Consider the following 22,244-nt stretch of genomic DNA (forward strand, 5'->3'; position numbering starts at 1 on the left):
ATATACTTTAAACGTTTTAGAAGATATTTCTGTTTTGTTTAGGCAAATGGGCAATGCTAAGTTTATATATCTCAAGTTTATTTTCATTGATGATTTGGGAAATCGCCTCATTTCCAAATTCTCGATAGGCTGAGAACTGATTACCAAAATCAATAATTACCTAGTCTGTTCGACGAGCACCCATTCTTGCCCATTTAGGGTTTTTAAAGTAATCAGGAATACTAAACCCGCCCCCTTCAGCGTATAGTAAATGTGAGTATCTAGCTGGATGAATAATGTAGTACTCAGGTTCTTCTGAGTCTTTGGGCTGGGCTATTAAAAACTCGTTAGCCGTAATTGATGAGATTGCCAAACTTTTGCTGTGAATATCTGTTCTGCTTCACTTTAAAATTTCCTAATTTGGCTATTTCCTTTTGCGATCGCAGCCTACTAGGGAATGTAGAGCCGACCAACCTTTCACTTTCACGGTTCATACGGCTCACTGTGATGGGCGATCGCTATAACAAACACCTGCACCACTTCATCGTCTATGGAATAAATGACCTATAGTCGCCGATTCTGTAGCGATAGTGCCCTGCATAATCTCCCTTATAGGCATTGATGTTAAGATGTGACTGGGGAGTTTGCTCTAGCTGCTGCAAACATCGGGCAATTTTCTTCGCTAGGGCTTTGTCAGCATTGATATAAACCTTTTGGGCATCGGGATGGAGAACAAATTCATACATCAGAGCGAAGGTTTCTCCAGGGTGTGTAAAGGGTTTTAAGAGTTGCTGATGAGTGCTTAACTCGCTTTAGCAATCCTGGAATTGCCAAAAGTTCTTGGGTTGCACCTTCGCTTTCAGCATTTGCTAAATAAGCCGCAAAATCAGTAAGCACCTGTAATTGCTCTGGCGACAGTTGCTTGAGTAAGTCATTAACCTGGCGCTGTAACTCTGTCACAGCTACTAAATCTGCTGATGACCTATCCTCGATCGGCGAATTATCCGTAGTACTCATCGCTTACTTTGCAACTTTAAGGTTTACTGTCTATTGTAAGACGGTTGCTGGTTGTGCAACACCCTTCATTTTGCTTTTAGACAAACTTCAAACGCTAACTCGTGTCGATAAAAACACACGTTACTGTAAGCCAATGGTGAAGCGATGAGTGCCAATTACCAGAGAAATCAGTTGCCTTAATTTGTTCCAAGTTGCCTAATTAATGACTTAATTAAAATACCAAAGGCTCATTAGATGACCTTGGAATACTGAAATCCTGAACCATTTCAGGACATTCCAGGAGGGTTGTATTTTGCAACTAAACCAACAGACATGAAGCAACTATACGATTTATGCTCGACAATGTACTCTTATACCTTAAAAGCCAATGCCGATCGTATTTAATGTAGTAGATGTTGAGGACAAAGAGCATTACTTGAACTATGAAGAGATAGAGGAAACAAAGGTAGCTGATGAAGGATTACACAACGATGATTACCTCGATGCTCAATGCTTTTTCGTCCTCCTCAAAAATAGAGATATACTCCTTCTGGAAATGGCTAGACAAAACCAAGTAAGTAAAAACTTCCTTTACCGTTTACTGATGCCAGGGGAATAGCGTCCTTTAATATCTAAGGCTGCCTGGATGCCGACCGTTGCTATTCTTAAATCCATCGTGGACACACGAACCTGTTGCGATCGCAGTCTTTAATGAACTGCGATCGCATTCCAGTAAACATCTCTAAACTACGTTACTACTACTCAAACGAAGCGGTCTAAAGCCATACCAGGACATTTGTTCTATTACGTCAAGTTCCTTTAAAGTAACGCCACGCTGGATAAAAACTCAGATGTCAGCATCTTGTTAAGAATCTTTCTTATCATGATAATTGTCTGGAAAACAACATAAATGCTTGATTTCCTATTCAATCTTGCTTATACTTCGCAATGTAAGTTTTTCTTGCGAAAGTAAAAAATATTGGCATAAAGATTGGTAGGAAAGTGGAATGATCAATTATCAGGGTGTGTATAATAGGTATTTGCTAAGTTTGGTAGCAAGTGTTTGCGTTGGTTTCGGTAGTAGCCTAGTCAGGCAAGAGCCAACTTTTGGACAGTCCCCAGTGAAAAAAGAAGCGATGCCTGCGGCGGGCTACGCTTACGCATCGATAGTTACAAAAACCTCTGTTCAATCTGCTTTAGTCACCAAGTTAAAAGCGAAGCAAGAGCAAACACCCATATCAGAAGTTGGCCAACCCAATTCTATAAAACGTTCCCTTAGCAGCACATCATATTTATTGAGCATCAACAAAGTAAAGAACTTGATCGCTCAACTAAGTCAAGCCACAACAGATGTAGTGTTAATTACAGATGTAAAGGTGAATACCACTAATAAGGGGATAGAATTAATTCTAGTCACGGCTAACTCCAAGAAATTGCAAGTTTCACCGAAGACAGAGGGTAATTCTTACATTGTAGATATTCCCAATGCCAAGTTACAGCTTGCTGGTGGGGAGAGTTTCCGACAATCAAAGCCAGTCGCAGGGATTACTGAGGTAACAGTTGTAAATATCGGTAATAACACCCTGCGATTGACAATTGTGGGAAACCAGGGTGCGCCACAGGTGGAGTTGTTTGATAGTGATACTGAGGGTTTAGTATTTAAGGTAAATACGACAACTTCTCTACGACAGGCTACGCCAACAACTGCACAACAACCAACAACTACGCCTGAGCAAAACCAAGAGCCAATAGAACTAGTAGTAACTGGTACTCCAGACACAGAGTCTAGATATCAGGTTCCCGATACGACTGTGGGAACTCGGACTAATAGGCGGGTACAGGACATTCCTCAGTCGATTCAGGTGGTTCCTCGACAGAGTTGGCAGGATCAAGCAGCCGTTAATACCATTGATGCCCTAAGAAGTGTCGGTGTTGTCCAAGCCTCTAATTCGCCGACTAATGGTGATGTGTTTACAATTAGAGGTTTTCAGACGAGCAACATCCTTCGCAACGGTCTTAAGGACTATACAGCAGGAGCAGTCTCAGGACAATCTCAACTCGCCAACATTGAAAGGCTGGATGTTCTGAGGGGGCCAGCTTCTGTCCTTTACGGTCAAGGTAATCCGGGTGGTACGATTAACTTTGTTACCAAGCAGCCGCTGAGTGAGCCTTACTTCGCCACCAGTATGACTTTTGGCAGTTATAGTTTCTATCAACCAACCTTAGATATTTCTGGCCCTCTCAATTCTGACAAAACGCTGCTTTATCGTTTAAATGCTTCCTACATCAGCACAGAAAGTTTTATTGACTTCTTTTATAATCAACGTTATCTAATTGCACCTGTTCTGAGTTGGCAAATAAGTAAGAATACGAAGCTGACTTTTGAAGGTGAGTTTCGAGATCAACAGCAGGCTCATAGAACGGGACTACCTGCTTTCGGAACTGTCTTGCCTAACCGAAACGGAAAAATTCCGCTCAATGTTAACACATTAGATGAAGGTGCCACAAATGATCGTCGTTCTATGTTATTGGGCTATAACTTTGAACATCGTTTTAGTGATAATTGGTCTTTGGTAAATGCTTTTAATATTAGGTCTTTAAGATATACAACAGATACTGCTAATCCTGGCTCTCTACGAGCCGACCAACGGAGTATAAACCGTACACGGCAAGACTATCTAGGACCTGCTGCCGATGATGAGTATGCTTTAGATAATCATGTGGTAGGTAAATTTAAAACTGGTAGCCTTGGGCATGAATTAGTTGCTGGCTTTGACTTGTACAGAGATATTGTTCAGTTCGATCAGACGATGCGGACTCTTGCACCTCTAGATTTATTTAATCCTGTCTATGGTCAACTTCCTGGTGGTATTGTTTCTAGAATTAATCAAAAAACTAAAAACGATCAACTCGGTTTTTATGTTCAAGATATAGTCTCACTTACTAATAACCTGAACTTGGTTTTGGGCGGACGCGGAGATTTTGTCGATAATAAAGTTACCAATTTTTTAAGGGCAAGTGGCAATCAAAGTCAATCAGACTTTGCGTTTAGTCCTCGTGTCGGTCTTGTTTATAAGCCTATCCCACCCGTTTCACTCTATGCCAGCTACAGTCAATCATTCTCCCAAAATGTTGGAACTACGTTTGAGGGTAGTTTATTTGAACCTAGTCGTGGTACTCAATATGAAGTAGGAGTTAAAACTGATTTCTTCGGTGGCAAGCTGTCTTCAACCTTGGCTTTGTATCAATTGACTTTATCTAATATTTTGACAACTGACCCTAATCATCTCACCTACTCTATCGCAACAGGGGAACAACACAGTCGAGGTGTTGAACTCAACGTTACAGGCGAGATATTGCCAGGCTGGAATGTGATTGCTTCCTATGCTTATACGGATGCACAGGTGACAAAAGATAGCAACCTATCAATTATTGGCAACCAACTAGTGAATGTTCCTGAGAATAGCGCGAGTTTGTGGACGACTTACACTTTTGGTAAAGGGAATTTGCAAGGGTTAGGGTTTGGACTGGGTTTATTCTACGTCGGCGATCGGCAGGGGGATCTGAGTAACTCGTTCAGTGTACCGAGTTATTTACGGCTTGATGCTGCTGTCTACTATCGATTAGATCGCCTTCGCTTTGCACTTAACTTCAAGAATCTGTCCGATGTTCGGTACTACACCGCTCGAAATATCAACCTTGTTTATCCTGAAGACCCATTTATTGTGGAGGGAACAGTAAGTTGGGAGTTTTGATCGGGCAATAGGGGAATGGCACGCTTGAAAAATTAATTATTTCCAAATTTTGACGTTTGAGAGTATTTATGTCTGATAATACCGATGTTGTTTGGATCAGTTCTAGTCATGTATTGCAACGTTTTGATCACCCATTACTACAATACATATCGCAGTATATGAATGTGAATCAGTGGGAATATCACCACAACAAAGATGAAGGTAGTTCCATAGATGAAGCTGTAGATTTAATGGATGAATTCTTAGCATCATCTTCTCATCCAGTACATTTAGCAGGTCATGGTGCAGGTGGTGCGATCGCCTTAACTTTTGCTCGTCGCTATCCCCAAAAAGTGCGCTCGTTGGTCTTATTGGCTGTAGCTTCTCAACCTGCTAATAATTGGCATGTCCACTATTATTTGCAAAGGAAATTATTTACTATGAGTCGTGAGCAAGTTTTAACAAGCTGTGTTCGTCATCTCTTTGGTGAGCAACCCCATAATACTAGTAAAATGTTAATGGCTGTGTTATGTAGAGATTTAGAACAATCCCCTCTTTCACACTCTCTTGTCAAATTAATTGAGTTACCTCAAGGCGGGGTTTCTATGCCCATGATGGTATGTGGGAGCAAGAACGATCCCATTGTTGATTCACCTGCATTAAAAGGCTGGTTAAAAGAGTTTAAGCCTGAAGATAATCTGTGGGAATATCCCAAAGGTTATCATTTTTTTCACTACTTTTATCCTCAACAAATAGGCCAAAAAATGTTGAGCTTTTGGCAACCATATCATCTACAATCAATGCTGACATTTCAACTAGTTTCTCAAAGTTTGACAAATTAACAAGTATTCTTTTAAGACGTATATATCCCTTCTTCTTGCATAACCAAGACGCGATCGCTCTACCATCACTTCTATATTTTTCACTTTGTTAATATGCCTAAGTTCTGCTTTTTTATGCTGCTCACGCTCTTGGCAATTTCTGCTTGCAACTCCTTTAGTCGTCAATTACCGATCCGCGATATAGCCATCGCTCCCTCAAGCCAGACATCACCTGTGCCCGTCCACGTAGTCCAACACGCAATGGGTCAGACTCTAGTTCCCGTCCATCCTCAACGAGTCGTTGTTATAGATCCGTGGCTAGTGGAAATACCTCTAGCTCTAGGAGCCAATCTGGTAGGTGCTCCAGATCCAGTTAAAACTCTCCAAGGGCTAGGCTTACAGGATAAGCATCCAGGCGTTGAAAACATTGGTGCGGTTCTGACACCACCGAACATGGAGAAGGTTATAACTCTCAAGCCGGACTTGATCTTAGGTACGATGCGGAACCGGGATACTTACAGTTTATGGTCTCACATTGCACCCACCGTTCTGCTAAAGGTGCAAAGCAATGGAGACTGGAAAAAACCGTTTATGCCAGCAGCAAAAGCTCTGGGAAAAACCGAGACGGCAAAACGCTTAATAGATGATTACAACGTACGTTTAGCCGAATTCAAACAAAAGATGGGTTCGAGACTCAAAAAAACTTTGGTTTCCGTCGTGCGCCTCATCCCAAAGACGATTAACCCGTTGACCAAGGGCGCATTCTCTGGAGTGATTATAGAGGATGCTGGTCTAATCCGTCCTCCTTCGCAAAATCTGGATGCTAAAGCAACTCAAAAGAAAGCGGGCAACCCCGTTGGCTACAATATCTCTCCAGAGAGCCTTACTCAGATAGATGGTGATATCCTATTTGTAGTGCGCTACGGTTTCAAAGACCCTGCACAGTCAAAGATAGCTGTCAATCAACTCATGGCAGAGCCACTGTGGTCTAAGCTTAATGTTGTTAGGCAGGGTAAAGTTTATGTAGTTGATGATTATTATTGGCTCACAGGTAGCTACATATCAGCTAATCGAGTTATTAATGATTTATTTACTTATATCTTGCATCCACTTGAAAAAACCAGGAGTAAATGAATAAAGTGTGCAAAGGCGTAACATCATTTTTATTAGTGGTTAATTTTCGAGTTGTCAGTCTCAAGTCTATATCGAAAAAGACAAACAATATGTTCTGAGCGTACATATCAATATGCTACTTTTATTTATCAATATAATTATTATTCATATCGGATTAAAATAAGCTGCTTACACAAATTGCAATCAAGCTACTGGTACAAGATATAAAATTAGCAACTAAAAACAAGTCTAGAAAACTCTATTAAATGATATTCAATTTAACTCTCAACAAGCAAACTCTGATTGAACGCATCAGCCAACTTGCACGCGATAAGTTCGCCTCTCGCGCAGCTGGTTATGACCACAATGCTAGCTTCCCAAGAGAAGATTTTGAAGACCTTTTTCAAGCAGGTCTCAATGCACCTGTTGTGCCAACTGAATATGGTGGTCTAGGGTTAGGACATGATAGCGATATCTTTACCCTGTGGATGATGACTAAGGAACTGGCAAAAGTAGATTTATCCCTAGCTCGTTGCTGGGAAGGACACGCAAATGCCCAAGTTTTACTAGCGGCTATGGCTAATGAGTCTCAGAAAAAGCGCTGGTTTGAGGGTATTGTCCAGCGTGGCGAGAAATGGGCGGCTTGGAGTGGAGAACCCCAATCTCAGATTCCAGGTCAAAAAGCCAGCCTTGGCACAAATGTTCAAGTGGTAGATGAGGGATACATCATAGATGGTACAAAGGTATTCGCCACCAGTGCCCCAGAAGCACAGTGGGCAATTCTCTTGGTCAACACAGCAGGGCCTGGGGGAGCGCGTCATAGCAATGGCTCACCGACATCAGTATTGTTACTAGCCTGCAACCTATCCGACCCCAGTATTAGCTTTGATGATAGTTGGTGGCAGCCAATTGGGATGAGAGGTACAGTGAGTTATTTAGTTCGCTTTGAACGCACTTTCATCCCTAAAGAAAACTTGATTGGCTATCCAGGACAGTACATCCAACAGGAGTGGCAGACGCGGTTTACCCCTCTGTATGGCGCTGCTTTTCTCGGAGCTGCTGAAGGAGCCTATGATTATGCTTTAGCATACATCAACAAACAGGAAAAAGGACACGACCCCTACGTACAACACCGAATTGCTAAGGCAGCAATTAATATAGATACTATGCATTTCTGGCTGCGGCAGGTAGCCACTCTTTGGGAAACAGGCCAGGTATTAGGAGCAAAACAAGCAGGCAATCGCGCCCGTTACATAACTGAACAACTGGCTTTGGAAACGGTGAACGACTGCATACACGCTTGTGGATCTCGCTCTTTGATTAAACCGAGTCCTGTGGAGCGAATATTGCGAGATTTATCCTTTTACGTATTGCACGATAATTGCGATCGCGTTTTGTCCTCAATTGGTCAGGAGATTCTAGGGCAATCCTTTGATCAGGCCTATTTCAACACCCACCCAAATCGCCAAGAAGACCTTATTGAGTAAAAATTTGCAATAAAAATTACATTAGAGAGATTGAGGCAACTTGTGGTGGAAAAGATTGATCGTGCGATTCTGTTGCTTGACAAATAATTTGTCAAGCGACATCATGGTTGATTTTTTCATCCCAAGGAGCAGGTTTCCTAACTTGCTCCCACACAGGACTATACAAGGCTTCATACAATTCTCGTGCCAGTTCCACCAGCCCCATATAACCAGCGTAAGCATGATGGCGTTCATGGTTAACATCCAAAAAAGGAATTTGTGCTTTGAGTGCTGTATATTTATTGCCAGTCCCAGTAATCAACACATCAGCTTTTATATCCTTTATAACTTGTAGTAATACTTCCGGGGTTGCTTCAGCCAAAATAATGCCATCTTGACCAAGATATTGTTTAATTTTGGCTTTCTCCTCTTCTGTAGTCTTTGCGTTAGTGGTAGCAATCACTTCCATTCCCAAATCTTTGGCAGCTAAAATAATCGACCAAATTTTTACACCACCAGTAGAAAGAATAATCCGTTTGCCTTTCAACTGGGCACGGTAGGGAGCTAGGGCAATATTTAAGGCTGCGTTTTCTTCTTTTATCAACCATTCTGTACGTTCTTGAAGATATTTCTCCCCTAATGTTGCTGCAATATTTCGCAAGCAATGGTTTAAGTTTTCCACACCGAAGAAAGATTCTTCAATATAAGGAATTTCATAAAGTTCTTTCATTATTTGCGCCATTGGCAGCACTACATTTGAGCAAATGACTACATTCAACTTGGCACGATGAGCATAGCAAACTTCTTTATAGTGAGCATCACCCGTAATTTTGGAGAGAACACGTATTCCCAATCTCTTGAATAGTGGTAAAACATTCCACAAATCACCAGCAACGTTGTACTCACCAACAATATTGATATCGAAAGGGGTGGTAAATTCTGGTTCTGCCGTTCCGATTACATATTTCAATAAAGTCTCATTGCCGATGCGATTACCTAAGTTTTTACTACCAAGAAATCCAGGCGAATTTACATACACAACCGGAATATCAATTTTCTGTGCAGCCATTTTACAGACACTATCGATATCATCACCAATCAAAGCGGTAATACAAGTAGCGTAGACAAAAACAGCCGCAGGATTATAGCGTTGAGCAACATCGAGAATAGCTTTGTACAGTTTCTTTTCACCACCGAAAATGACATTATTCTCACCAAAGTCAGTAGTAAAAGCAGTTTGGTATAATTGAGAGCCTGATGAGAGGCTACCATGAGTCGCCCAAGGATTATGAGTACAAGCAACAGCACCATGTACTAAATGAACAACATCAGTAATAGCTCCGACAGAAACCATCGCTCCATCTAAAGGACAATTTCCTTGGTTTGCACCTGGTTGTGGTGATTTTGTGCAAGTTAGTTTTTTATTATCACCCAATTTTTTTGGGTTATGTTTGCAAGCTGTTTCGTTAAGTGGTTCGTTGATTCTTACTTGAGTATTTTTCATGCCTTTCCTCGTACTGAAGATTAATACAAAAGGGTCAAGATTTAGGAGTTAGAAGGCGCGGTATTGCTTGGCGAATTATTTGTTAGTTCTATTTATTAGCCTAAAATATCCTCTAGGTAAGCAATAGCCAAAATCTTTAATCCGAGTAGTACGGATCTCTATAAGTACAGTTCTTGCTACTAACAGCACGAATACAAAGATGAATGAAAATCGTTTTTTGGCTCTAGATTGACACTAATTTGGTAAATGATCATTTAATTTGTCAAGCGACACAAAAAATATTCTTCGAGACTTTGTATTCTGAGAATAAAAATTCTTTAAATTCCTTGATTTCAAAATCCTAACAATAATTGTAATTAATAATAGTAAAATTGATAACAGTCGGATGAATTAACATTGAAATATCAGGAATATAACCAGTTAAAAATAGACAGTATTGTCTAAATTTATTCTAAGATAAATAAAATATTTATTAATTAAAATAGACAGACTATTCTAACTATATATGAGTTGATTATGGATGTTTGTTTTGGATAAATCGTCGATAATTGCTCAACTAAAGACAACAGAAAAAGCACAGTCATGAGCTTTTTAGACTCTTTAGCTAATAACTATAAAGTTTACATACGAGTAAATTACAGCATCTTCTTCAAGCTTCATTTTTTTTAGTATAGGACTCCGATTTAATTTTGTAAAATATCCTGAGACTGAAAAGCCCGTTTTTTCAGGGTTTTATCTAAAATCTTGTTATCAAAGTTAACCCGCTTGGGATGAGCATTCCACTTGATTTTGAAGCCGGATATCAACCGACGCCAACCTGACCACAGGATCATACCTGTAATGCTCATGAAAGACATTAGTAAACCAATAATGCCCACAAACTTATAGGCAATGTCACCGCCTAAAAGAGCATAGTGGAGTAGGTAGGCGATTTCAAAAAACCTATGAGTATCGCTATGTTGACGTAATGCGATCGCCTAATTCATACTTCAATCAAGTTGAAAAACTGCTAGAAGAATTGTCCAATAAAAATTCAGAGCAAGCTTTGGTAAAGTGCGATAGCTCCGCTCGCCGTAAACATCGCCTTGAGGCTATATCTGCCGTGGAAGTGAGCAATGGCAACGGTAGCGTTAAACATCTAGCTTCTGACTTTGTAAAGGAAAACAAGATGCAGAATTTGACAAAAAGACTGAACTAGTGCTGAACGTGGTGAAACCAACATTATTGCCGCTGTTTATTAAATTCGTGCAGTCGTTTATTAAATTCGGGCAACCACCAAGAATTCACGGAAAATAATTGATTGCTAATTTCTCGCCCTTTCTAAAACGGGAGCATTCCAAATGTGCAAAATGCCCTTAGATGTCTACGCAGAATTAATTTTCACTCCTATGTCTATTTATAATTGCGATCGCACTTCACCTGCTGCGCCAGTTCACATACCGATGGTGGCTCAAGCCACTGAGTAAGTAAAATTTCCCTGGCTTGATAAATTTGCTCAACATCTCTAGGTTTGAGTCGTGGTATCAGCAAATTATTGCCTTCAGCTGCTGCGAGTTGATCAAGTTGCAACGCCAGCAGTTCTAGCGCCTTACTTTCCAAAAATATCCGCTGGGCAATTCCTTGATATGATGTGTTGCAAAAATGAAATCCGGCAAATTCTAATGTGTATGGATCAAACCAAAAATAATCAAAAGTGCGGAAAGTCTCTTGATAAATTTCTTTTTTTAAACCTTTGTCTGTCTTCGCTGTTGAGTCAGACAAAATTTCTAGAATTACATGGGGGTATTTACCATCTTCTTCCCAGACTACCCAACTTTTACGGGTTTTGCGTTGGGTTCCCAATACTACAAAAAAGTCTGGGCCTCGGAAATATTCTGATTTGAGTTGGCGTGGACTATAGTAGATAGTCAGGCTTCCAGCCGCATAGAAATCATTTCTGTCTCGCCACAGCCATTCTAGACATTTTAAAAATAAAATTATTTGTCGCAAATGCAGTTCGGTTTCCAATGGAGGCTCGTCACTATATAAATCACCAGGAGGAAAGATCACATCACCAGGGATGCCTTGTTGAGATTCTAATTCTTGAGCTATGGTCATAGAATGGATCGGGCATCAAGTAGTTCTGGGTTTATTTTAGCAGTGTTGTAATTGGCATTCGCTATTCCTAAATTTTGCTTGATAACGATATTGTCAGCCCTCAAAAAGTACCGAGTGTAGAAAAAAAGTTGAGCATGCGAACGTCGCGTCCAACAGCAATTTTAGAGCATTATGAAGCTATGTTTGGGAATGACGTTGATTTAATTGCCACCTCACACGATTGAAAAATTTTAAAAATTGAATCGAAATCTGGAATAGCGATCGAAGGTTAGTGATTCTGCTTCAAAAAGGCTTTGTGGTTGCTTGCTCCCGTTCCTTGAGAGTTAGGCTGCTTTTTGCGGTAGCGATACCACCACATCACAAAACCCGTGATCGATAGAATCAGCGGTGCCAGTCCCACAAACAGGTAGAGAAGGCGTGATGGTAATCCCCAGAACGTACCAAAGTGCAAAGGACCGAAGGCGTTAAACAGGCGATCGGCTCTGGATGGTTTTAGCCCATTTTGTAGTTGCACCACCTCGCCTGTGTATTGGTCTAAATACACGCGCTGCGACCATACTCTTCGGCTTCTTGGGGCAGTTTTTTGCCTACCCCAAACACCCCTTCAGGCTTTGCAGGCATGCCATGAAATTGTTCCCTGTACGACGAACGGATCACCAAAAAAGCGTAAGTGGGTGTTCACCTACTAGAAGCGATCGCTTCTCTAAAAACGTTGAGTAGAGTAATCGCGTTGCTTGTAACAGAGGGAGCGATCGGCCCTTCCACTCCGCTACTCGCCATCACAGACACTAAAACTCATAGGAAATCGAGCCGTAAACCGTCACTGGTTCTCCTGGAAAAACACTTAGATTGCTTAGGGCCATATCAAAATACCTGATATCAAACAGGTTCCGAATATTAAGTCCAATGCGGAGTTGATCACGATTGTAAAAAATGGATGCGTCTGTGCGGAAGTAGCTTGGCAACTCAAAGGAATTTGCCAAGTTTCCCTGGCGATCGCAGATTAAAAATAATGATAATTCTTTTGAAGGAGGGTTAGGCAGGAAAGGGCAAAGTTCTCAACTTGTTAGCAAAGATTGATATTTCCCTAAATCCCCCTTGAAAAGCAGGGCTGTTTCATTCCATTTCAAAGAAGACACTAAATTCCAGGGGATGATCTCCATCAGGGACTTTTATGAGCAAATTATCGTTGTGTTCGTAGTTCACAACCGCCAACCAGAGATTGGGATGCACCTCTATTTCTCGCACATAGCCTTTGCCAAGTTGCTTAGGTACTTGATAAAGAAGTTCATTAGGTTCTGAGTTTTGTAGAGTGTTTATTTCAGCTTCTGCCTATAATTCGTTCGACTCTTTCTGTGTTAAGGTAATGGTCATGCTAAGTAATAATGATTAATCTAACTAAAAGTTCTTGATATTAATTATTACTATTTTATTGACCCCACACAAGTGAGATTACTGGCAATTTATTGATCTATGCGAAAAAACCACGCTCATACTGTATAGAATCTAGCAAAAGTCGTTAGCCAGATCCCCAAGGCGATTAATCGCCAGTTGGGGATTTTAGTCTGAGTTGCTCAGGAGCATCTGGTTCTTTTAGTGTGTAGATACGTTCAACTTTGAGTTCTGGCGCTTTGCTGTAGGCCACCTTAACGGTAAAATCTGATGCAATACAGTTCGCATCGCAGGCGTAATTGAACCGACATACAGTGGAACCGGGGAGCGCGATCGTCAATAATTCAAGGTGCGTTACCCTACGGGATAATACACCCTACTGGCTGATTTTTGAAAATTCGTCGTGTCCAGATCCCCGACTTTCTTAAAAAGTTGGGGATCTAATTTTTCATGAATGATTTAGGACTGCTATAACCCTCTTCTGTCACTTTCCGCAAGGGCGATCGCTAGAAGCCTCATGAGGCAACCAATACAAGCTATACTATTAGAAAAAATTGGTCTTGTATTTGTTATTAGAAAAGAATCGCGCGATCGCCTGCTATACAAAAGCTCTAGAATTCAGAAATTGCAAAAGTTTTCGGAGAGTGACAGAAGAGGGATAAGCGATCGCCTGTTTAGCAGTTCGGTTTCCAAGAAAGAAGACCGCACTGGCTCCCCTTAATTCCCTAAGAGCAAGCCGGGCGTGTACACACAAGTCCTAAAAACCTAGCTTGATCAGGCTTTCCTCGTTCCTCGTTCCCATGCTCCGTATGGGAATGCATTCATCTGGGCTGCTGACTTAATGTATGACTGGAGGCAGAGCCTCTAATTAGCCATTCCCAGTCTGAGACTCTTAACGAGAGACGAGAGAACAATGGCAAATCAAGCTTTTTTCGACTTGTGTGTACACCGTAGGCAAGCTCTTAGGGGACACAAAGGGTAGCTTTGGCTGTTTGGGGTTCTTCGGGTTAAATAAGTAATCAAGCGGACATGATATCAAATGTTAACCCCTATACTTTTTGTACAGCAAGCCTTATGAGCTTTTTTAGTACAAATGCAAGCAGGAACTTCAGCTTAGTCCGGCCGATAGTAAAACTCCCGACACAGAAAATTAGGTTGGCTGCCATCCTTGAACTTGTGAAACGCAGCAATGACCCACAAATCTTTGTTCATGTTCGCTGCCAACAAGGATTCCACCGAATCGTGATCGTATCTTGCAGAGAAAGCTTTCTCATTGATATTATCTACAAACGGTGTCACCTCAGTCTCACCCCAATCTTTGAGGGACTGGGCACCATAAGCGTGCATAATAATTTGCTGATTATGCTTGGTTAGAGTAAATTTCTTGATCCATGTAGTCTCTGTGTTGGAGTTTATCCAGGTTCCTAAATAAGGCGTGAAATCAATCACGGTGTCCTTGGGCTGGTTACCGTAAATTTCGTTTCGTTCCATCTTGAAATCTTCCTCTTCTTACTAGCGATGAAAAAACTCACGGGCAAAATGATCAGTTCGACCACTACCATCTACATAGCGGGTATAGGACTGAATGACCAAGATTCCCAATTTTTGATTTGCCACCAGATGTGTCTCAATCCCGTCTAGCTTGTAAAAAGCGTGGAATCCTCCTGCTGTAAGTGAAGTTCCTACAGCGTAAGGCACCGCCTCAACCTTACCCCAGTCAATTGGTGAGGGTTCGTTGGCTCCATAACCCTGAAACACAAGGTGATCATCTTGTTCAGTCAGAACCACCCGCACTAAATAATTAGTATCCGATTTAGTATTGACCCAGTTACCCACTAAAGGTGAGACTTCTATCGGCTCCTTGATACTAGGACGTTTGTCAGCCAGCATATAGTGTGCGTGTTGAGTTGTTTGTGTCACGAGCTAACTCTCTAATGAATAAATTACAGCATTTTAATAATAAATATAAACTACTTCTTAGCGTATATCTAATTAAGATAATATTTTATTAATAAATTAAGTTAATAGGGACTGGACAAAATAGCGAGTGGCAAAGAAAAATTTTGTTTTCTAAGCGCAATATTTGATAAGTTTGTCGCTGTATCTCCTCAATATTCTCCCTGCCCTAATCACTGACTGAGAGCTATTTGAGAATTGTTCAGACACAGGTTAGTTAAGTAGTTAGACAAAATTAACTACAGAATTTTTTTCAAATTTTCGGAGAAATTTTTCAATAGATGCGATAAAAGTTTCCCAACTAGAGTAAGCATCTATATCAATCCATTCATACTTAATAAACCGCCATAAAATCTTAATCAAATTCAACTTTGGGGAATAGAAGACAAAGATGGTACTACCACTAAAGTTCTTGACTGAGCTGATGCCGATCCAATTCCAGAAACTCAGCATTCCACTCCAGAGGTATGTCAAGGAACTTATTTGCTATTGTGATGCAACTATCCAGAAATGGTGTTTCTACTCCAGCTAGGCGAGCTAAAACTTGTAGGGGAAAACAGCCATAGGGCAGATCCTCAACCAAATAGCGGTGATGAGGGTTACACAGCGTCGTATTGGAGTAGGCTCTAACCTGCTGCATATGTTCATAAAGGGATGATCCGGTGGTTCCATATGCGATTTGATAGTGGCTTTTGATATCAATTAAGTTGAGGACTCCCAGTGCTTCACCCACTGCTATGCGATCGCCATCCAGGTGGTCAATGAGTCCAACAGTACGGGAACCAAGGTTCTGATAGGGGTTGTAATCCTCACCAGATTCCCATCTAGCTAATGAAACCAGAAGCAGAGGAAGGTGGATAATGTCATTAACTTTATTGAGATTAATTTCTAAAACCGAAGCAGCAGCCCATAAATTACTAAACACAGCTTGGTAAGCGCTCACAATCCGATTTGTCATGGTTCGGTTCTGAGCTGCCACAAAGAACTTGTTGGTAAGCGTACTAATCCTGATTTGATCCTCCATATTACCGCGACTGACGAACGGAGTATTGTTGACATCAGCCACAGCAGGCAACTGTTCCTTAGCTATTCCAAGTCTTTGGAGCACCTTACAAAAAACCCGACCTGCAAAGCGACTAGCACAGAAAACCAGAATGTTCATTTGAGGATTGATATATTCAGCTAGAATCCTGGCATAGGATTCGATGTCTTGACCGCGACAACAGATCACCACATTGAGTGGTAGTTTACCACCATTTAGGGCCGCCAACTCATAAATGTTATTGGAACAAGCTGCAACTGGATAACTTCCGGGAGAAACTGATCCAATTGAGTGAATGGTTCTTGTCTGGGCAACAATGGAAGAACGACGAGAATAAAGGTAAACAGTATATCCTTGATTACTCAAATAGACAGATGTCGCTAAACCAATGTGTCCTCTCCCTACAACCAGGTAGCTAGTCTGTACCATGTACCAATTAGTTTATCCGAAAACCATAAATAAGGACATCTTAAATTCACCATTCCTATAAGAATTTTGTCAGGGCGTTGCTGAATCCAAGTATGAATTACGCGTAGGTGTAGCATGTCGTAGACATCGCCTCAAGGTTGCAAGCGTTGTGCGCCGACATCCGCACATAACCATATTTAAGATAATAACTACAAATTCTTATTCTGATGGAACACATCAGCAATCAATTTTTCTAATGGGATGCCTGCGGTGGGCGGAGCCATCGCTAATAAAAATCTGATGGTTAACATGTGGACACAGGTACGTTGCACGAAAATATTTAGGCTTAAAATCGCTCATCATCACTACAAAGTCAGGAAAAATTCTGTAGCTATAAATACACTTTTCATAAGAAAATTCCAGAAAAAACTTTTTAATTTTTAGCAATTATTTTGGACATGTGTATGGTATGCTTGCTACAAGGAGATAAAAAACAGTAATAAACTAACAAAAAGTCTGAAATTACTTCACTTCCCGCAAAAACAAAAATCTGGCAAGTATTTTGACAATATGCAAGTATTTTGACAATATGGATGAAAAATTACCAAAATATTAACAAAACTCTCAGCAGAAAAGGCACACACTATAGGAATCCGATTTGATTCCTGAATCACTATATAGAGATAGGGAACGAGCAAGAAAGAATAAAGCTGTAGTGAATTTTTTCAAAATTAAATAGGAGTCCTATAGAAGACCTTGCTATTACTTAGGCAGTCAATCATGAAAATTTGGCTTTCCCCTACACACGCCAGTTGCTACAAGTCGGGGAACCGCAAGGGCGCACTGGCTCCCCTACAGCCTTTTTCAAGTCAGATTAAATGTGTCCTCTACCGCTTTTTGTAACAAAGAGATACAGCCTCATAAAGCAGGATATGAATATTTGCAATAACCTCAAGGCAATTAGGAATCGTCTGGGCATAAGTCAGCAAGAATTAGCTAATATAGCTGGCATAACCCGTCAGACTATTGGTGCTGTTGAAACGGGACAATGTGCGCCTTCTGTTACTATTTCCTTGCGTTTAGCTAAAGTACTTGGTTGCCAAGTAGAGGACTTATTCTGGCTAACAGAGGAGGATTTACCCAAAATTGAGGCGATTCTTGCCGATTCGGCCCCTAACCTAGAGCAATCACAAGTTATTCTAGCGCGGATTGGGGATCGATGGATAGCTTATCCCCTATTAGGCAGAGATGCTTTTCGCATCGAAATGATTCCATCTGATGGTGAGGTAGTTGCAGTCAGCCACCCCATTGTAAAAAGTGGCATTAGCGCAAGCGGTAGCGACGTAGCGGAAAGTCTGAGCAAAGGAAGCCTCCGTTCCCCGAAGGGGTTGCCGAAGGCATCAGAACTTTCCAACAGAAGAGCGTCACCTGTAAGGGTGGAGGGATTCCCCAGTATAAGTACACTGCCATTAGCGTCAGCAAGGAACGAGCGTCACCCGGAGGGTGAAGCACAGAGCCAGACAGGTACAAATAAAGTCCTGGTTCGGCTTCTGGATGATATGGACAAATTGCACAACACAGTTGTGATTGCTGGTTGTACACCTGTGCTTTCCCTGTTGGCAAAAGCAACTCAACGCTGGCATCCGCAACTGCGAGTTCATTATCGTTTCGCCCATAGCAAGGCTGCATTGCGTAGTCTATGCCGGGGTGAAGTTCACATTGCAGGGATGCACTTATATGATCCCCAAACTGGGGAACATAACATTCCCTTTGTCCGAGAAGCCTTAACAGATAAAGATGCTGTTTTGATTACTCTTGGGGTTTGGGAAGAGGGATTGTTAGTTCCACCAGGAAACCCAATGGGAGTTAAAACAGTTTCCGACTTAGTAGAATTTGGAGCAACTGTTGTCACCCATGAAGTGGGTTCTGCCAATCGGATGCTTTTAGAACGGAAACTCCAAGAAGAAGGAGTGCCATTGGAGGCTATGAATAGATTTGACCATATCGTTCACAACCATCAAGATGTTGCTTTATCTATAGTTTCAGGAGTTGCTAATGCAGGGATCAGTACGGCATCTATAGCTGCTACCTTTGGTTTGGGATTTATTCCCCTTCATAGTGCGCGATACGACTTGGTGATTCTCAAGGAATACTTGCAAGAAGAACCAGTACAGCAGTTTATCAATATCTTGGGACATCAGCTAGTGCGATCGCAATTACAAATTTTCGGCGGTTATGACATCAGCAAGACTGGGGAAGTTGTAGCAAATATTTAGAGTCATGAATCGTCAGATCATTATGAACAACAATGTCATTAAATTTAACCACACGACCTTACAAGATAGCGAACAAGCCGCAGGTATAGCTTTCAACGTTGAGGAAAAAATTGCGATTGCTCCGGTGCTGTTTCAATGTGCTTTTGTGTAACAGCTTATTACTCTGTTAATGCGTAAATCATATATTTTTAGAGGTTCTATGATTCGGAGAATTTTCATTGCATGTTTAGCGTTTTGCTTGGCGATTCTGAGTGCTGAAGCTAGTGATTTACTGGTCAAGCAAAAGCCAGCTATTGCACAGTCCCCAACGAGTAAAAATTTGATTGTGGGGATGACAACCAGCATTCAGGACAGTGGGCTGCTAGATGATTTAGTTCCGGCGATTGAAAAGAAAACAGGATATAAGCTCAAAAGCATTTCTGTCGGCACCGGACAGGCTTTGGCTCTGGCTGAAAAAGGTGAAGTTGACGCCCTATTCGTCAACTCACCGAAAGCCGAACGCAAAGTTTTGGCAGATGGTGCAGTGAGTAATCGCCACTTGGTAATGCACAATGACTTTGTGATTGTCGGCCCAGAGACGGATAAGGCAAATATCCGAGGGAAAAAGAATGCTGTAGAAGCATTCTCCTTGATTGCTAAAAACAAAACGTTGTTTATATCGCGGGGTGATGACTCAGGTACTAACAAACTAGAAAAAGATTTATGGCAACAGGCTAAGATTAAACCATCTGGTGCTTGGTATCAGCAAACAGGTTTAGGAATGGCGGAAACTTTGCAAGTTGCTAATCAGAAACGAGGATATACCTTAGCAGATCGGGCGACATATATATTTCAGCAGAAAAATCTGTCTTTGCCAATACTGGTACAAGGAGACAAGAAACTATTGAATTTGTACCATGTCATGCAGGTGAATCCTCAGAAATTCCCTAAAGTGAATAGTGCAGGAGCTATAGCGTTTATTAATTATCTCTTATCTCCTGAAGGACAGACAGTGATTGCAGCCCACGGGGAAAAACAGTTCGGACAACAGCTATTTTATTCAGATAGCGGTAAAACAGAGAAAGATTACGGCTTTTAGAGAAAGAGCATCAGATCATCAAGGGTTGCTTTACTGCATATAGCGGTTCCCGACCTGGTGAGGTACGTTTTCAAAGCGACTAACCTTGGTAAAAAAGATTTTGGTGTACCTCAGTTGCTTAGGAAACGCTATATTTCAGTATTCTTTTCCATTTTCTCAAAAGATTTGTGAATACAATCATTGAGGGAGCTTTGAAAGCTCTTGAGCTATTAACCGATGGCGATAGTGACGTTTTCCAGGTGATGACAATGACATTGTTTGTATCTGGAACAGCTACAGCCATTAGTGTTTTACTGGGACTACCATTAGGAATGTGGCTGGCATTAGTGGATTTCGCCGGCAAGCAGACTCTGAATAGTTTGATTAACTTCGGGATGGGATTGCCACCCGTCGTAATCGGCTTGGTGGTCAGTGTGTCTTTGTGGCGGTCTGGACCGTTAGGAAATCTTGATTTGATTTATACACCCACAGCTATGATCGTCGCCCAAGCAATCATTGCTTTTCCAATTGTAGCTGGCTTCAGTTTTACAGCAATTGTCAGTATTAATCCGAAACTACGTTGGCAACTGTTGTCAATGGGAGCGACACAGTGGCAAGCAAACTTGTTGTTGATCAAGGAAGCACGTTTAGGATTAATGGCTGCTGTGATTGCCGGTTTTGGTCGCGTTATCTCGGAAGTTGGTGCATCTATGATGGTGGGCGGCAATATCAAAGGACAGACAAGAGTTCTGACAACAGCGATCGTTACGGAGGTAGGGAAAGGAAATTATGATGTTGCAATGGCGATCGCATACATTCTCCTGATCATCACATACACCGTTATTGTGTTATTGACTATCCTACAGCATGACAAGAAAATTCTATGAGTACTAACGAGTATGTCCTAAATATGCGACAGGTGAACGTCGATAGCAAAACACGTAAAAATATCCTGTCAATTGAAAATTTTGCAGTCTGTCCAGGAGAACTGGTCGCTGTGCTTGGCCCCAATGGCGCTGGCAAAAGCACTTTGTTAAGAACGATCAATCTCTTGCAACCTTACCGTGGTGAGATGCAATTATTTGGACAGGATATCCGTAGTGCTAATAAAACATTGTTGCGTCGTCGTTCGGCTTTGGTATTTCAAGAAACATTACTACTAGATGATACTGTTTTTAATAATGTTGCCAAGGTATTAAAGTTTCGGGGAACACCAACACATAAGATTAAGCAAACGGTATATACTGCACTTGCAACTTTTGGCTGTGAACACCTGGCAAATCGCTCAGCTCGTTCTCTGTCCGGTGGTGAAGCCAAACGGGTTTGTATTGCCTGCGGGTTAGTTGCTGATTCCGAATTGCTGCTTTTGGATGAGCCTTCTGCCTCTTTAGATGTCGGAATACGTGCCGAGATGATCGAAAAAATTAGACAATGGGCCCAAGCTAGGGGATCAGCAGTCATATTAGTCAGTCATAATTTTACAGATATACTGCATTTTGCTGATCGGGCGATCGCTTTATTTGACGGCTGTATTGTACAGGATGATAAATTGGAAACTATCATTCGCCGACCAGCTAACGAGCAGCTTGCAAGATTAGTAGGGATAGATAATATTATTCCGTGTCGGGTAGAACGGAATAGCCGTGGAAGTTTTATCAAACTTGCAAACGGGATAGAGTTTTTATATCCTGGGGAAGTCACAAAGCCAATTACTGCATGTTGTTTATCTGGCGATACTTTCAATCTTTACGATGTAAGTTCTTCAATATTGCATAAACCTTGGTCAGTAATTATTGAAGGGCTAATAGAACGGGTTTTAAATGGTATTGGGATTTGTAGTATTTGGGTTAAGGTGGGAGAACAAACTTTAATCGCCAGAGTGCCTCGGAATCATATATCCGGCAATGTATATCCCCATCAAATGATCAAGCTGGCATTCAATGCGGCGGATGCACATTTTGTTTAGAAAAAATGGCGTTGCTGAATTTAGATACAAAATTTAAAAATCAGCTATTCTCAACGAAGAGGCAGGGGGATCTGGGGTGATATCTCGGTCAATTCCGCTAATGGGTTGGGCGATCCCACACTATATCAAAATCGCTATTGTAAGCGATCGCTCGTGCTTGTTACAAACATCACACGAATTCAGATGTGTAGTGAATTCTCTAATACTAGCGTAGGACGATGATAGTCATTGCCGAGAAATTGGAATAATATGCTCCACCTCAAACGGAAATTGAAAACGACTTCAGGAGCTTGGCAGTATTCACAACAATGATTGGCTCGTTGAGCGATCGCAGTATAGTATAGATTCATCAATTCTCTAGCGGCATGAACAAAGCTTGCCCTGCAGTTTTGCCAACAGAATGTTTATCGGAGTGCGTAGACGCAAAGCGGCTTGTC

The 22,244-nt window shown here is 41.4% G+C and carries 25 protein-coding genes; 12 read left to right on the forward strand and 13 right to left on the reverse strand.

From position 1 onward, the window contains the following. Window positions 1-326: 326 nt before the first annotated feature. The 3 genes from V7K85_RS08210 to V7K85_RS08220 are packed head-to-tail and all read right to left on the reverse strand — an operon-like array spanning window position 327 to window position 996. Entirely contained in the window at window positions 327-473 is a 147-nt protein-coding gene (locus tag V7K85_RS08210; protein WP_334812580.1) for a hypothetical protein, read from the reverse strand. A gap of 54 nt (window positions 474-527) precedes the next feature. Further along, entirely contained in the window at window positions 528-725 is a 198-nt protein-coding gene (locus tag V7K85_RS08215; protein ID WP_334812582.1) for a type II toxin-antitoxin system RelE family toxin, read from the reverse strand. Continuing rightward, complete coding sequence (locus tag V7K85_RS08220; RefSeq protein ID WP_334812584.1) at window positions 718-996, reverse strand: hypothetical protein; 279 nt, start codon at window positions 994-996, stop codon at window positions 718-720. Before V7K85_RS08220 ends, V7K85_RS08215 begins: the two co-directional genes overlap by 8 nt. 367 nt (window positions 997-1,363) lie before the next feature. On the opposite strand from V7K85_RS08220, the gene V7K85_RS08225 reads away from it, so the two are divergent. The 5 genes from V7K85_RS08225 to V7K85_RS08245 all read left to right on the forward strand — a co-directional run bounded on the left by V7K85_RS08225 (window position 1,364) and on the right by V7K85_RS08245 (window position 8,130). Next, on the forward strand, window positions 1,364-1,594 hold the full coding sequence (locus V7K85_RS08225) for a hypothetical protein (RefSeq protein WP_334812585.1): 231 nt from the start codon (window positions 1,364-1,366) through the stop codon (window positions 1,592-1,594). 388 nt (window positions 1,595-1,982) lie between these two features. Further along, a complete protein-coding gene (locus V7K85_RS08230; RefSeq protein WP_334812587.1) occupies window positions 1,983-4,730 on the forward strand; it encodes a TonB-dependent siderophore receptor in 2,748 nt (915 codons plus the stop codon). Window positions 4,731-4,798: 68 nt separating this feature from the next. Further along, window positions 4,799-5,551, forward strand: coding sequence for an alpha/beta fold hydrolase (locus V7K85_RS08235; RefSeq protein WP_334812589.1), 753 nt, complete (start codon window positions 4,799-4,801; stop codon window positions 5,549-5,551). A gap of 114 nt (window positions 5,552-5,665) precedes the next feature. After that, on the forward strand, window positions 5,666-6,664 hold the full coding sequence (locus tag V7K85_RS08240) for an iron-siderophore ABC transporter substrate-binding protein (protein WP_334812590.1): 999 nt from the start codon (window positions 5,666-5,668) through the stop codon (window positions 6,662-6,664). Window positions 6,665-6,909: 245 nt separating this feature from the next. Next, complete coding sequence (locus V7K85_RS08245) at window positions 6,910-8,130, forward strand: acyl-CoA dehydrogenase family protein (RefSeq protein ID WP_334812591.1); 1,221 nt, start codon at window positions 6,910-6,912, stop codon at window positions 8,128-8,130. 91 nt (window positions 8,131-8,221) lie between these two features. Here V7K85_RS08245 and nifE read toward each other — a convergent pair whose 3' ends face one another. Further along, window positions 8,222-9,613, reverse strand: a complete 1,392-nt coding sequence (nifE, locus tag V7K85_RS08250) for a nitrogenase iron-molybdenum cofactor biosynthesis protein NifE (protein WP_334812593.1) — start codon at window positions 9,611-9,613, stop codon at window positions 8,222-8,224. A gap of 683 nt (window positions 9,614-10,296) precedes the next feature. Then, window positions 10,297-10,587, reverse strand: coding sequence for a PepSY-associated TM helix domain-containing protein (locus V7K85_RS08255; RefSeq protein WP_334812634.1), 291 nt, complete (start codon window positions 10,585-10,587; stop codon window positions 10,297-10,299). Between V7K85_RS08255 and V7K85_RS08260 the strand changes: the two genes are divergently transcribed. Beyond that, window positions 10,581-10,811 carry a hypothetical protein gene (locus V7K85_RS08260; RefSeq protein WP_334812595.1) on the forward strand — a complete coding sequence of 77 codons (231 nt, stop codon included), beginning with the start codon at window positions 10,581-10,583 and terminating at the stop codon, window positions 10,809-10,811. The two genes, V7K85_RS08255 and V7K85_RS08260, sit on opposite strands and share 7 nt — an antisense overlap. Before the next feature lie 194 nt (window positions 10,812-11,005). On the opposite strand, the gene V7K85_RS08265 is transcribed toward V7K85_RS08260, so the two are convergent. The 4 genes from V7K85_RS08265 to V7K85_RS08280 form a co-directional block, all read right to left on the reverse strand. Continuing rightward, window positions 11,006-11,710, reverse strand: coding sequence for a Uma2 family endonuclease (locus V7K85_RS08265; protein ID WP_334812597.1), 705 nt, complete (start codon window positions 11,708-11,710; stop codon window positions 11,006-11,008). A gap of 268 nt (window positions 11,711-11,978) precedes the next feature. Continuing rightward, window positions 11,979-12,254, reverse strand: a complete 276-nt coding sequence (locus tag V7K85_RS08270; protein WP_334812599.1) for a PepSY-associated TM helix domain-containing protein — start codon at window positions 12,252-12,254, stop codon at window positions 11,979-11,981. A gap of 572 nt (window positions 12,255-12,826) precedes the next feature. Next, window positions 12,827-12,958 (reverse strand): hypothetical protein, encoded by a 132-nt coding sequence (locus tag V7K85_RS08275; protein WP_334812601.1) that lies wholly within the window; start codon window positions 12,956-12,958, stop codon window positions 12,827-12,829. Window positions 12,959-13,250: 292 nt separating this feature from the next. Further along, window positions 13,251-13,442 carry a hypothetical protein gene (locus tag V7K85_RS08280; RefSeq protein WP_334812602.1) on the reverse strand — a complete coding sequence of 64 codons (192 nt, stop codon included), beginning with the start codon at window positions 13,440-13,442 and terminating at the stop codon, window positions 13,251-13,253. A 177-nt stretch (window positions 13,443-13,619) separates the two neighbouring features. Here V7K85_RS08280 and V7K85_RS08285 point away from each other — a divergent pair, with 177 nt between their 5' ends. Then, the gene (locus tag V7K85_RS08285; protein ID WP_334812604.1) at window positions 13,620-13,823 is read left to right on the forward strand and encodes a hypothetical protein; all 204 of its coding nucleotides are present in this window, start codon (window positions 13,620-13,622) and stop codon (window positions 13,821-13,823) included. A gap of 392 nt (window positions 13,824-14,215) precedes the next feature. Here V7K85_RS08285 and V7K85_RS08290 read toward each other — a convergent pair whose 3' ends face one another. From V7K85_RS08290 to V7K85_RS08300, 3 genes are all read right to left on the reverse strand, one after another. After that, a complete protein-coding gene (locus tag V7K85_RS08290; protein WP_334812606.1) occupies window positions 14,216-14,593 on the reverse strand; it encodes a hypothetical protein in 378 nt (125 codons plus the stop codon). 21 nt (window positions 14,594-14,614) lie between these two features. Further along, window positions 14,615-15,022, reverse strand: a complete 408-nt coding sequence (locus tag V7K85_RS08295) for a hypothetical protein (protein WP_334812608.1) — start codon at window positions 15,020-15,022, stop codon at window positions 14,615-14,617. Window positions 15,023-15,461: 439 nt separating this feature from the next. Continuing rightward, entirely contained in the window at window positions 15,462-16,529 is a 1,068-nt protein-coding gene (locus V7K85_RS08300) for an NAD/NADP octopine/nopaline dehydrogenase family protein (protein WP_334812610.1), read from the reverse strand. Between the two features lie 911 nt (window positions 16,530-17,440). On the opposite strand from V7K85_RS08300, the gene V7K85_RS08305 reads away from it, so the two are divergent. The 5 genes from V7K85_RS08305 to V7K85_RS08325 all read left to right on the forward strand — a co-directional run bounded on the left by V7K85_RS08305 (window position 17,441) and on the right by V7K85_RS08325 (window position 21,807). Continuing rightward, complete coding sequence (locus V7K85_RS08305; protein WP_442940555.1) at window positions 17,441-18,784, forward strand: substrate-binding domain-containing protein; 1,344 nt, start codon at window positions 17,441-17,443, stop codon at window positions 18,782-18,784. A 4-nt stretch (window positions 18,785-18,788) separates the two neighbouring features. After that, window positions 18,789-18,935, forward strand: a complete 147-nt coding sequence (locus V7K85_RS08310; protein WP_334812611.1) for a hypothetical protein — start codon at window positions 18,789-18,791, stop codon at window positions 18,933-18,935. Between the two features lie 48 nt (window positions 18,936-18,983). Further along, window positions 18,984-19,862 (forward strand): substrate-binding domain-containing protein, encoded by an 879-nt coding sequence (locus V7K85_RS08315; RefSeq protein WP_334812613.1) that lies wholly within the window; start codon window positions 18,984-18,986, stop codon window positions 19,860-19,862. Window positions 19,863-20,029: 167 nt separating this feature from the next. Then, window positions 20,030-20,728, forward strand: coding sequence for an ABC transporter permease (locus V7K85_RS08320; RefSeq protein ID WP_334812615.1), 699 nt, complete (start codon window positions 20,030-20,032; stop codon window positions 20,726-20,728). Continuing rightward, window positions 20,725-21,807: an energy-coupling factor ABC transporter ATP-binding protein gene (locus V7K85_RS08325; RefSeq protein WP_334812617.1), complete on the forward strand. Its 1,083-nt coding sequence runs from the start codon at window positions 20,725-20,727 to the stop codon at window positions 21,805-21,807. Before V7K85_RS08320 ends, V7K85_RS08325 begins: the two co-directional genes overlap by 4 nt. A gap of 179 nt (window positions 21,808-21,986) precedes the next feature. On the opposite strand, the gene V7K85_RS08330 is transcribed toward V7K85_RS08325, so the two are convergent. Continuing rightward, a complete protein-coding gene (locus tag V7K85_RS08330) occupies window positions 21,987-22,157 on the reverse strand; it encodes a hypothetical protein (protein ID WP_334812619.1) in 171 nt (56 codons plus the stop codon). Window positions 22,158-22,244 lie beyond the last annotated feature (87 nt).

The organism is Nostoc sp., assembly GCF_036917615.1.
Taxonomy (GTDB): Bacteria; Cyanobacteriota; Cyanobacteriia; order Cyanobacteriales; family Nostocaceae; genus Nostoc.